The sequence below is a fragment of the Amycolatopsis thailandensis genome (assembly GCF_042723255.1).
Classification (GTDB): Bacteria; Actinomycetota; Actinomycetes; order Mycobacteriales; family Pseudonocardiaceae; genus Amycolatopsis; species Amycolatopsis thailandensis.
In genome coordinates this window covers 1-11,580 of the sequence record NZ_JBHXJK010000201.1, presented here as the reverse complement: position 1 = coordinate 11,580, position 11,580 = coordinate 1, and the positions used below count along the sequence as shown (strand labels likewise).

The 11,580-nt window shown below is 67.3% G+C and carries 11 protein-coding genes; 5 read left to right on the top strand and 6 right to left on the bottom strand.

The window, feature by feature from the left end; translation table 11 throughout:
• Positions 1 to 105: 105 nt before the first annotated feature.
• The 6 genes from ACFWMR_RS40355 to ACFWMR_RS40330 all read right to left on the bottom strand — a co-directional run bounded on the left by ACFWMR_RS40355 (position 106) and on the right by ACFWMR_RS40330 (position 6,928).
• A complete protein-coding gene (locus ACFWMR_RS40355; protein ID WP_378382206.1) occupies positions 106 to 1,386 on the bottom strand; it encodes a thymidine phosphorylase in 1,281 nt (426 codons plus the stop codon).
• Positions 1,383 to 1,772, bottom strand: a complete 390-nt coding sequence (locus ACFWMR_RS40350; protein ID WP_378277627.1) for a cytidine deaminase — start codon at positions 1,770 to 1,772, stop codon at positions 1,383 to 1,385. Before ACFWMR_RS40350 ends, ACFWMR_RS40355 begins: the two co-directional genes overlap by 4 nt.
• Position 1,773: 1 nt before the next feature.
• The gene (locus ACFWMR_RS40345) at positions 1,774 to 3,003 is read right to left on the bottom strand and encodes an ABC transporter permease (RefSeq protein WP_378382207.1); all 1,230 of its coding nucleotides are present in this window, start codon (positions 3,001 to 3,003) and stop codon (positions 1,774 to 1,776) included.
• A gap of 38 nt (positions 3,004 to 3,041) precedes the next feature.
• Entirely contained in the window at positions 3,042 to 4,130 is a 1,089-nt protein-coding gene (locus ACFWMR_RS40340) for an ABC transporter permease (protein ID WP_378382205.1), read from the bottom strand.
• The gene (locus ACFWMR_RS40335) at positions 4,127 to 5,707 is read right to left on the bottom strand and encodes an ABC transporter ATP-binding protein (RefSeq protein WP_378382204.1); all 1,581 of its coding nucleotides are present in this window, start codon (positions 5,705 to 5,707) and stop codon (positions 4,127 to 4,129) included. Before ACFWMR_RS40335 ends, ACFWMR_RS40340 begins: the two co-directional genes overlap by 4 nt.
• A gap of 81 nt (positions 5,708 to 5,788) precedes the next feature.
• Positions 5,789 to 6,928 carry a BMP family lipoprotein gene (locus tag ACFWMR_RS40330; protein ID WP_378382203.1) on the bottom strand — a complete coding sequence of 380 codons (1,140 nt, stop codon included), beginning with the start codon at positions 6,926 to 6,928 and terminating at the stop codon, positions 5,789 to 5,791.
• Positions 6,929 to 7,371: 443 nt separating this feature from the next.
• Between ACFWMR_RS40330 and ACFWMR_RS40325 the strand changes: the two genes are divergently transcribed.
• The 5 genes from ACFWMR_RS40325 (at position 7,372) to ACFWMR_RS40305 (ending at position 11,508) form a co-directional block, all read left to right on the top strand.
• Positions 7,372 to 7,764, top strand: coding sequence for a hypothetical protein (locus tag ACFWMR_RS40325; protein WP_378382202.1), 393 nt, complete (start codon positions 7,372 to 7,374; stop codon positions 7,762 to 7,764).
• 330 nt (positions 7,765 to 8,094) lie between these two features.
• The gene (sdhC, locus tag ACFWMR_RS40320) at positions 8,095 to 8,538 is read left to right on the top strand and encodes a succinate dehydrogenase, cytochrome b556 subunit (RefSeq protein ID WP_360084213.1); all 444 of its coding nucleotides are present in this window, start codon (positions 8,095 to 8,097) and stop codon (positions 8,536 to 8,538) included.
• Between the two features lie 2 nt (positions 8,539 to 8,540).
• A complete protein-coding gene (locus ACFWMR_RS40315) occupies positions 8,541 to 8,954 on the top strand; it encodes a succinate dehydrogenase hydrophobic membrane anchor subunit (RefSeq protein ID WP_378382201.1) in 414 nt (137 codons plus the stop codon).
• Between the two features lie 29 nt (positions 8,955 to 8,983).
• Positions 8,984 to 10,738 (top strand): succinate dehydrogenase flavoprotein subunit, encoded by a 1,755-nt coding sequence (gene sdhA / locus ACFWMR_RS40310; protein WP_378277623.1) that lies wholly within the window; start codon positions 8,984 to 8,986, stop codon positions 10,736 to 10,738.
• Positions 10,738 to 11,508, top strand: a complete 771-nt coding sequence (locus ACFWMR_RS40305; RefSeq protein ID WP_076163134.1) for a succinate dehydrogenase iron-sulfur subunit — start codon at positions 10,738 to 10,740, stop codon at positions 11,506 to 11,508. The genes sdhA and ACFWMR_RS40305 overlap by 1 nt, the downstream gene beginning before the upstream one ends.
• Positions 11,509 to 11,580: the final 72 nt, after the last annotated feature.

The following is an 11,580-nucleotide window of genomic DNA, read 5'->3' as shown; positions in this document are numbered from 1 at the left end:
GTCCTCTGGATGCGGTACTTGCGCGTGCAACTACCGCATCCAGAGGACGAAACGCAGGGGCCCAGGGCGGCGAGCAAGGATCGCGTTTAGCCCGCTAAACGCAGGTCAGGCGCGCACGGTCTCCAGCACCAAAGGCGCAGGCGCCGGAGCCGAGGCGCCGACAGCGTAGGCGCCTTCGAGCGCGGCGAGAGCCGACGGGACGGCGTCCGGAGTGTCGGTGTGCAGCTCCAGCAGCGGCTGCCCGGCCGACACCGTGTCGCCCGGCTTCGCCAGGCACAGCACGCCGGCCGCGGCCTGCACCGGATCCTCCTTGCGCGCCCGCCCGGCCCCGAGCCGCCAAGCTGCGACGCCGACCGAATACGCGTCCAGCGAAGCCAAGACGCCGGATGAAGGCGCCGGAACGACATGGACGTGCCGAGGCTGCGGAAGAGCGGCCTCCGGATCCCCGCCCTGAGCGGCGATCATCCGGCACCAAGTCTCGTAAGCGCGACCAGACGCCAACACCGCCGCCGGGTCCACATCGGACAGCCCGGCCAGCGCCAGCATCTCCCGCGCCAAAGCCACCGTCAGCTCGACGACGTCCGAAGGGCCGCCGCCGCGCAGCACCTCGACCGACTCCGCGATCTCGATCGCGTTCCCGACGGCGTGCCCCAACGGCACGTTCATGTCCGTGATCAGCGCCGTCGTCGCGACGCCGTGCGCGGTCCCGATCTCCACCAGCGTCCGCGCGAGCTCCCGCGCCTGCGGAAGCGTCTTCATGAACGCGCCCGAACCGGTCTTCACGTCGAGGACCAGCCCGGCCGAACCCTCGGCGATCTTCTTGCTCATGATCGAGCTCGCGATCAGCGGGATCGACTCCACCGTCGACGTCACGTCTCGCAGCGCGTACAGCTTCTTGTCCGCGGGAGCCAGCCCGGACGTCGCCGCGCAGACCACCGCGCCGACCTCGTCGAGCTGCCGGACGATCTCCGATGTCGACAAAGCGGCACGCCAGCCCGGGATCGACTCCAGTTTGTCCAGCGTCCCGCCGGTGTGCCCGAGCCCGCGCCCGGACAGCTGCGGCACGGCAGCACCGCAGGCCGCGACGAGCGGCGCCAGCGGCAGCGTGATCTTGTCGCCGACCCCGCCCGTCGAATGCTTGTCGATCGTCGGACGGCTGACCTTCAGGTCCAGCCGCTCCCCCGATTCGATCATCGCGCCGGTCCAGCGCGCGATCTCGCCGGAATCCATCCCCCGCAGGAAGATGGCCATCGCGAGCGCGGCCATCTGCTCCTCGGCGATGTCGCCGCGCGTGTACGCGTCGATCGTCCAGTCGATCTGCTCGTCGGACAGCCGTCCACCGTCCCGCTTCGCGCGGATGACGTCGACGGCGGCGAACGCGCTCATGGCAGATCGTCCGGTCCGAAAGCGTCCGGCAGTACCGAGGACATCGGCAGGATGCCGCTCGGGGTGTCCACCAGGCAGTCGGAACCGCCGTGCTCGAACAGGATCTGACGACAACGCCCGCACGGCATCAGCAGATCACCGGCGCCACTGCGGCACGCGACGGCGACGAGCTTGCCGCCGCCGGTCAGCCGCAGCTGCCCCGCCATCGTGCATTCCGCGCACATCCCCAAGCCGTACGAAGCGTTTTCGACGTTGCAGCCGACGACGATCCGGCCGTCGTCCACCACGGCCGCGACACCGACGTGCAGACCCGAGTACGGCGCGTACGCCGACTTCGCCGCTTCGACAGCCTGAGCCCGCAGGGCTTCCCAGTCGTACTCAGCCATGTCAGTCCTCACCTCGTCGGTACAGCGCGCCGTCGGCCTTGGGCGGCCGCAGCCGCTGCGAAGCCACCGCCAGCACGATCAGCGTCACGAAGTGCGCCGTGTACGGGATGAGGTCGCTGGGCAGGTCGTCGTTGGTCCAGTAGATCGCGTACAGCGCGCCGGCGCCGACGACACCGAGCGCGGCGGCGATCCACTGACGGCGGAACAGCTGCACGGCCACGATCACGGCCAGCAGGATCACCGCGCCGTAGAGCAGCGCGAGCACCGCGGAACCGCCACCGGCGAGCTGGAGACCGTCCGCGTACCCGAACAACGCCGCGCCGCCGAGCAGGCCACCCGGCCGCCAGTTGCCGAAGATCATCGCCGCGAGGCCGATGTACCCGCGGTTGTTGGTCTGGTTCTCCAGGTAGTCCGCGCCACCGGCGAGCAGCACGAGCGACGCGCCACCCATCCCGGCGAGCCCGCCGGAGATGATCATGGCGACGTACTTGTGCAGGTAGACGTTCACACCGAGGGACTCTGCCGCGACCGGGTTCTCACCGCAGGACCGCAGCCGCAGGCCGAACCGCGTTCGCCACAGCACCAGGTAGCTGATCGGGACCAGCGCGATCGCGATCATCGTCAGCGGCGCGACCTCGGTGACCAGGCCGTTGAGGATCCCGGCCAGGTCGGAGATGAAGACCCGCTGCATCTTTTCCAGGTCCGACAACCAGTCCGAGAGGAACGTCGCCGAATAGGTGTCGAACTTCGGGACCGGCGGCGACTGGCGCGGGTTCCCCGAAAGCGGGGTGAACACCAGGTTCGCCAGGTACTTCGCGACACCGAGACCCAGCAGGTTGATCGCCACACCGGAGACGATGTGGTTGACGTTGAACGTCACCGTCGCGACGGCGTGCAGCAGACCGCCGAGCGCGCCGAACACGACCGCCGAGATCAGCCCGGCCCAGACCCCGCCGTGGTACGCGCCCCACGCGGCACCCCAGGTGCCGAGGATCATCATGCCTTCGAGGCCGATGTTGATCACGCCCGCGCGTTCGGCCCAGAGCCCGCCAAGCGCGCACAGCAGGATCGGCAGGGCCAGCCGCAGCGCGGTGTGCGCGGTGTTGGTCGAGGTCAGCGTGTTGACGCCGGTGGCGTACGACGCGATCGCGAGCACACCGACCGCCAGCAGACCCCAGATGGCGCCCTTGAGCCAGCCGGGGATACGCCGCTTCGGCGGCTTCACCGGCATGGTGGTCCCGCCCGTGTTGGACGAAAGAACATCAGTGCTCACACCGCACCCCCTTCGGACACGCTGGAACCCTTGCCCGCCAGCGCGCGACCCACGCGACGCTGTTCGGCGGCCAGGTCCGCGCGGCGCACGATCTCGTACGCGATGACGACCGACAGCACGATCACACCCTGCATGATCACTGCGATCTCTTTGGACACGTTGATCTGCTCGAGCGACACGGCGGACCGGTCGAGGAACGCCCACAGCAGGGCGCCCAGCGCGATCCCCGCCGGGTGGTTGCGGCCGAGCAGGGCGACCGCGATGCCGGTGAAGCCGTACATCTGGGTCGAGGTGATGCCGTAGGTGAAGTCGCGGCCGAGCAGTTCCGGCATCGCGACCAGACCGGCGACACCGCCGGAAAGCAGCATCGCGATCAGCGTCATCTTCTTGGCGTTGACACCGCCCGCCGCGGCGGCCGTCGTCGATTCGCCGGAGGCCTTCAGCTCGAACCCGAACCGGGTCCGGTTGAGCATGAACCAGTAGGCCGCGCCGATCAGCGCCGCGATGAGCACGAAGCCGAACAGCTCGCCCGACCCGATCGGGATACCGGGGATCCGGCCGGTTTCGGCGATCTCGCGGGTGGCGATGTTGTTGCCGGTCTGCACGCCGAACTGGTCGGCGTTGACCAGGAACGCCACGATGCCGCCGACGATCGCGTTCAGCATGATCGTCGAGATGACCTCGGAAACGCCTCGGGTCACCTTCAGCACCGCGGGGATCGCCGCGTAGAGCATGCCGCTGGCGACCGCGACCAGCAGGATCGCGATCACGTGGATCACCGGCGGCAGCTGCAGCGCCCCGCCGATGATGGCGGTGACGATGGCGGCGAACCGGTACTGGCCCTCGACACCGATGTTGAAGAGGTTCATCTGGAAGCCGATGGCCACGGCGAGCCCGGACAGGTAGTAGACCGTCGCGAGGTTCACCGTGTCGACCGCGGTCGAGCCCTTGAACATCTGGCCGACCATGGTGCCGTAGGCGTCCAGTGGGCTCGCGCCCGAGATGATCAGCGCGATGGCGGTCAGGATGACCGCGAAGACGATCGCGAGCAGAGGCGGCAGCAGCCTCGTACGCCAGGAACTCACGATGCACCTTCTTCGTCGGAGTCTTCGGAAGCACCCGTCATGGCGGAGCCCAGTTGCTGCGGGGTCACGGTCGCGGGGTCGGCCTCGCCGACCAGGCGCCCGCGGAGCATGACCTGGATGGTGTCGGAAAGCCCGATCAGCTCGTCGAGGTCGGCCGAAACCAGCAGGACGGCCAGCCCGGCCGCGCGGGCCTGGCGGATCTGTTCCCAGATCAGCGCCTGCGCGCCGACGTCGACGCCACGCGTCGGATGCGACGCGATCAGCAGGACCGGGTTGCCGGAAAGCTCGCGCCCGACGATCAGCTTCTGCTGATTACCACCGGACAGCGCGGCCGCCGGGACGTCGATCCCCGGGGTGCGGACGTCGTACTCCTCGACGATGCGGCGGGTGTCCTCCCGCGCGCCGTCGATGTCGAGCAACTGTCCTTTCGCGACCGGCTCGCGGGTCTGGTAACCGAGGATCCGGTTGACCCACAAGGGTTGCGTGAGCAGGAGGCTGTGCCTCGTGCGGTCTTCGGCGATGTAACCGATGCCGGCCTCGCGGCGGGCGAGCGTCCCCATCTTGTGCAGTTCGACGACCTCGCCGTCGTCCTCGGTCAGCTCGATCCGGCCGCCGCCCTTGCGCATGCCCATGATCGTCTCGACGAGTTCGGTCTGGCCGTTGCCTTCGACCCCGGCGATCCCGAGCACCTCACCCGCGTGCACGGTGAAGGAGATGTGGTCGAGCACGTTCCGCTCGGAACCCTCGACGGTCAGGCAGACGTCGTCCAGGCGCAGGACCGGCCGGTCGGTCACGGTGGACTCGCGGGTCTCGGGGCTGGGCAGCTCCGTGCCGACCATCATCTCGGCCAGCTGGCGCGAAGTGATCGTCTTCGGATCGGCCGAGCCGACCGTGGTGCCGCGGCGGATCACGGTGACCGTGTCGGCGATCGCACGCACCTCGTCGAGCTTGTGCGAGATGAAGAGGAAGGTGAAGCCGTCCTTCTGCATGGCGCGCACCGTCTCGAACAGCGCGTCGACCTCCTGCGGCACGAGTACCGCGGTGGGCTCGTCGAGGATGATGATCCGCGCGCCGCGGTAGAGCACCTTGACGATCTCCACGCGCTGGCGGTCGGCGACGCCGAGCTCTTCGAGCAGCGCGTCCGGGCGGGCGTGCAGGCCGACCCGTCCGGCGAGTTCCGCCAGCTTCGCCCTGGCCGCGCGGCCGATGCCGTGCAGGTTCTCCGCGCCGAGGAAGACGTTCTCCCCGACGGTGAGGTTGTCGGCCAGCATGAAGTGCTGGTGGACCATCCCGATCCCGGCCTTGATGGCGTCCTGCGGGTTGCGCAGTTTCACCGGTTCGCCGTTGATCGCGATGTCGCCCTCGTCCGGCTGTTGCATGCCGTAGAGGATCTTCATCAGGGTCGATTTGCCCGCGCCGTTCTCGCCGCAGACGGCGTGCACCTCGCCCTTGGTGACGGTGAGGTTGACGTCGGAGTTGGCCACGACACCGGGGAATCGCTTCGTGATCCCGGTCAGCTGCACGGCCGGTTCACCCCGGTCGGGGGCGTCGGTGACCTCGGCCTGGGGAGCGCTCATGAAAAAGCCATCCAGTTCTGGGAGTAAACAGGTGGGGGCTCGGAAGGGGTTACCCTCCCGAGCCCCGCTGCCTGGTAGAGCTTACTTCTGCGGCTTGTCCGAGACGGTGATCGCCCCGGAGACGATCTGCGCCTTGTAGCCGTCGAGGACGTCCTTGATGTCGTCGATCTTGCCACCGGAGGTGGCGTAGCCGACGCCGTCGACCTTGAGGTCGAAGCGCTTCGGCAGCGACGTCAGGTCGCCCTTGGCCAGCGCACGCAGGTAGTCGAACACCGCCACGTCGACGCGCTTGAGCATCGAGGTGATGATGACGTCCTTCGACGCCTCGACCGTCTTCTGGTTGTACTGGTCGGAGTCGACACCGATCGCGAGCGCGTTGCCCGACTTCGCGGCCTCGAAGACACCCTTACCGGAGGCGCCGGCCGCGTGGTAGATCACGTCCGCGCCCTTGGAGATCTGGGCGTTGGCCTTGGCGTTGCCCTTCGGCGGGTCCTGGAACCCGGAGAAGTCACCGGCCGGGGTGAGGTACTCGTCCTCGATGACGGCCTTGGACGAAGCGGCCTTCACACCCTGCAGGAAGCCGGCCTCGAACTTCTGGATCAGCGGCGTGTTGACGCCACCGACGAAGCCGACGTGGCACTTCTTCGACTTGTAGGCGGCGGCGACGCCGGCCAGGAACGAACCCTGCTCCTCGGCGAAGACCAGTGGGGTGACGTTCGGCGCCTTGACCGAGTCGTCGTCGACGATCGCGAACTGGGTGTTCGGGTACTTCGGCGCGATGGCGCCGACGGCCTTGGCGTAGGCGAAGCCGACCGCGATGACCGGGCTGAAGCCCTGCGACGCGAGCTGGTCGAGGCGCTGCGACTTGGCGGCCTCGTCCTCGGTCGACGCGGCGGTGCTTTCGGTGACCGTGGTGATGCCGAGGTCGGTCTTGGCCTTGTCGGTACCGGCGGCGGCGGAGTCGTTGAACGACGCGTCGCCACGGCCGCCGACGTCGAAGGCCAGCGCGACCTTCAGCTTGCTGCCGTCGACCTTCTCACCGGTCTGCGCGGAGCTGGTGGAGGCGGCGGCAGCGGCGGGCGGCTTGGGCGCCGTCACGCAGCCGGCGGACTGGTCCCCAGAGCTCGCGTTGTTGTTGTTCCCCGCACCCGAATCCTTCGCGCACCCGGCAAGTACCAGTGCACCGGCCATGGCGGCGGCGGCCAGCGCGGTTCCACGCATGCGACGCAACGTGTGTCTCCCTCCCCGCTGATCCAGCGGATGATCCGAAGAAAGCGACCCGGCGACACTGCCGGGTTCGACCGGGAGACGGTACCTAACGGCCGCTTTGCTGCCATAGGAAAGGCACGCTACGTAACACAAACGTTTACTCATGAGTCGTAATTGCGACGAATGGAGTACTCACGGTGATCGTGACGGAGCAATCGGGACCGCTTGCCTGGCGCCCGTCGCGCGAAAACCGGCCGATCCGAGGCGTCATCGGCGGAAGCGGAGCAGCGCCTGGCGCGCCCACCGTTGCCACTACCCACAGTGAACAATCCCGGCGAGCTCTCGACCAGGCGATCGGCCACTATCCGGTGAGATATTCACCAAGTATAGACGCTCCTTGTTGCCGAGTGTTAGACCGGATTCGCAGCATCTGTCTCACACCCGGGGAGGGGTACATGAGCATCAAACGAAGCAAGATCACCAGGATCGTCACCGTGGCTTCCTTGGCCGCGGTCATGACATCGACGCACCTGGGTGTCGCGTCCGCCACGACACAAGCGGATCGCGTCGCCTGCAACGGCCCTGGAACGGACATGAACAAGGTGACCGTGTTCGCCGACAGTCTCAACGGCTGGTGCATCAGCGGCGAGGGCGTCTACGACTTCGCCCCGGTCAGGCTGGACAACATCCACAGTATCTGCGCAGGCGACCACAACATCGTCGTGAACTACGTGTCGACGGGCCCGAACGATCCGAACGTCTACACGAACACCTTGGCCTTGTACGAATGCGAGTCGTTCTCGCCCGACTTGTGGGCCGTGACCAAGGTGACGCGAAACCTGCCCTGAGCGAGCACGCCGAGGCCGGGAGATCCCTGGTGGGCCGCGTCGATACCCCGGTGTCGACGCGGCCCACCGGCATGGGTCCACAGTGGACGAACCGGTGAGTTACCGGCCCGCGTCACCCCATCGTGCGAGGCCCCCGATGTCTGGTCCATCACACAGAGGAACCCGGAGGTGAGCCCACCGTGAGGTGCGGGTCTAGCATCCTTTTATCCACGCTCGATGACCATGATCTCGGCACCGTCGCCGGAGCCGTCCCCAGGTGGACGTCCCGGCGGCAGGCGCGGAAACCAGCGGTCAGCGGGCCCAAGCCATGACGTTGGAGGCCGTTCACCGATGTCCACCACGGCTAGCGCCGCCGCAGAGGCGACCGCAAGCGATCGGGCGGGTGCCTCACGCCGGCAAGGGACGTTCTACCGGGGAGACCCCGGTATGTGGTCCTGGGTGCTGCACCGCATCACCGGCGTGCTGACATTCTTCTTCCTCTTCGTGCACGTGCTCGACACCGCGCTCGTGCGTGTGTCGCCCGACACGTACAACGAGGTCATCGAGACCTACAAGACCCCGCTGGTCAACCTCCTCGAGGTCGGCCTCGTCGGCGCGGTGCTGTTCCACGCGCTCAACGGCATCCGGGTCATGCTGGTCGACTTCTGGGAGAAGGGTCCCAAGTTCCAGAAGCCGATGCTCTGGACGATCCTGGCCATCTGGGTCGTGGTGATGATTCCGGGCGCCTTCTTCATGATGAAGCGCACCGTCGAGACGCTGTTCGGGGGTAACTGACCATGGCTGAACTCGCTCTCGAGCGCCCGCGCGCCCCGAAGCGCGCCGCCGCCCGCCGCAGCAACTTCGAGCTCTACAGCTGGCTGTTCATGCGCATCTCGGGCCTCGCCCTGATCGTGCTGGTGCTCGGCCACCTGTTCATCATGAACATCCTCGACGGCGGCGTGCACCGCATCAACTGGGGCTTCGTCGCCGGCCGCTGGGCCTCGCCGTTCTGGCAGTTCTGGGACCTGTCGATGCTGTGGCTCGCCGAGATCCACGGCGGCAACGGGCTGCGCACGATCATCGACGACTACGCCCGCAAGGACACCACCCGGTTCTGGCTGAAGATCGTGCTCTACGTCTCGATGGTGCTGATCCTCGCCGTCGGCACGATGGTGATCTTCACCTTCGACCCAGGTATCTCGGCCAACTGACGCCCACCACACGTTAAGCGGAGTCCTCCATGCAGTTCCACAAGTACGACGTGGTGATCGTCGGCGCCGGTGGCGCCGGCATGCGCGCGGCCATCGAGTCCGGCCAGCGTGCCCGCACCGCGGTCCTCACCAAGCTCTACCCGACGCGTTCGCACACCGGCGCGGCGCAGGGCGGCATGTGCGCCGCGCTGGCGAACGTCGAAGAGGACAACTGGGAGTGGCACACCTTCGACACGATCAAGGGCGGCGACTACCTGGTCGACCAGGACGCCGCCGAGATCATGGCGAAGGAAGCCATCGACGCGGTCCTCGACCTGGAGAAGATGGGCCTGCCGTTCAACCGGACGCCCGAAGGCAAGATCGACCAGCGCCGCTTCGGCGGGCACACCCGTGACCACGGCAAGGCCGCGGTGCGCCGCGCCTGCTACGCCGCGGACCGCACCGGGCACATGATCCTGCAGACGCTGTACCAAAACTGCGTCAAGCACGGCACCGAGTTCTTCAACGAGTTCTACGTGCTCGACCTGGTCCTGACCCCGGACGAGGACGGCAACCCGGCCGCTTCCGGCGTCGTCGCCTACGAGCTGGCGACCGGCGAGCTGCACGTCTTCCAGGCGAAGTCGATCGTGTTCGCCACCGGCGGCGCGGGCAAGATCTTCAAGACGACGTCGAACGCGCACACCCTCACCGGTGACGGCCTCGGCATCATCTTCCGCAAGGGCCTGCCGCTGGAGGACATGGAGTTCTTCCAGTTCCACCCGACAGGTCTCGCCGGGCTCGGCATCCTCATCTCCGAGGCCGTGCGCGGTGAAGGCGGCATCCTCCGCAACGCCGACGGCGAGCGGTTCATGGAGCGCTACGCCCCCACCATCAAGGACCTCGCGCCGCGTGACATCGTCGCCCGGTCGATGGTGCAGGAAGTGCTGCAGGGCCGCGGTTGCGGGCCGAACAAGGACTACGTCGTCCTCGACGTCACGCACATCCCGGAAGAGACCCTGAACGCGAAACTCCCGGACATCATGGAGTTCTCGCGGACGTACCTGGGTGTCGACCCGGTCACCGAGCCGGTGCCGGTGTTCCCGACCTGTCACTACGTGATGGGCGGAATCCCGACCAACATCCACGGCGAAGCGTTGCGGGACAACGAAAACGTCATCCCCGGCCTGTACGCCGCGGGCGAGGTCGCGTGTGTTTCGGTGCACGGCTCGAACCGCCTCGGCACCAACTCGCTGCTGGACATCAACGTCTTCGGCCGTCGCGCCGGCATCGCCGCCGCGGAGTACGCGCTGGCGCACGAGCACATCGAGCTGCCGGAGAACCCGACTCGCGTGGTGGAAGAGCAGCTGTCGCTGCTGCTTTCGGAGCACGGTGACGAGCGCGTCGCCGACATCCGCACCGAGCTGCAGAAGACGATGGACTCGCACGCTTCGGTGTACCGCACGGAGGACACGCTGAAGCAGGCGCTGACCGACGTGCAGGCGCTGAAGGAGCGGTACGAGCGGATCACCGTGTCGGACAAGGGGAAGCGGTACAACACCGACGTCCTCGAAGCCGTCGAGCTGGGCTTCCTGCTCGAACTCGCCGAGGTCCTGGTCGTCGGCGCCCTGGCGCGCAAGGAGTCCCGCGGCGGGCACGCGCGCGAGGACTACCCGAACCGCGACGACACGAACTTCATGCGGCACACCATGGCCTACAAGGAGGGTGCCGCGCTGTCCGCCGACATCCGACTGGACTACAAGCCGGTGACCTTCACCCGCTACGAACCGATGGAGCGGAAGTACTGATGACCACGGCCACCCCCGAGAAGTCGGAGGCCGTGTCCTCCGACCACACGCCGATCACCGTCACGCTGAAGATCCTGCGGTTCAACCCCGAGGTCGACACCGAGCCGCACTGGGAGTCCTACGACGTCCCGGCGCAGCGCACCGACCGGCTGCTGAACCTGCTTTTCTACGTGAAGGACTACATCGACGGGACGTTCTCGTTCCGCCGCTCGTGCGCCCACGGCGTCTGCGGGTCCGACGCGATGCAGATCAACGGCATCAACCGGCTGGCGTGCAAGGTCCTGATGAAGGACCTGCTGGAGACCGGCGGCAAGAAGACGACCATCACGATCGCGCCGATCAAGGGTCTGACCACGCTCAAGGACCTTTACGTCGACATGGACCCGTTCTTCGAGGCGTACCGTGCGGTGAAGCCGTACCTGATCGCCTACGGGAACGAGCCCACACGCGAGCGGATCCAGTCGCAGGCCGACCGCGACCGGTTCGACGACACGACCAAGTGCATCCTGTGCGCCTGCTGCACGTCCTCGTGCCCGGTGTACTGGAACGACGGCTCGTACTTCGGCCCGGCCGCGATCGTCAACGCGCACCGGTTCATCTTCGACTCGCGTGACGAAGGCGCCGAAGAGCGTCTGGACATCCTGAACGACTCCGAGGGCGTTTGGCGCTGCCGGACCACGTTCAACTGCACCGACGCTTGCCCGCGCGGCATCCAGGTCACCAAAGCAATCCAGGAAGTGAAGCGCGCCCTGCTCTTCAAGCGCGTCTGACCCCTCCTGCTCCCGCTGCACTACGCAAGTCCGTGAAGGCCTCCTTGAGGGACCCTAGGTCCCTCAAGGAGG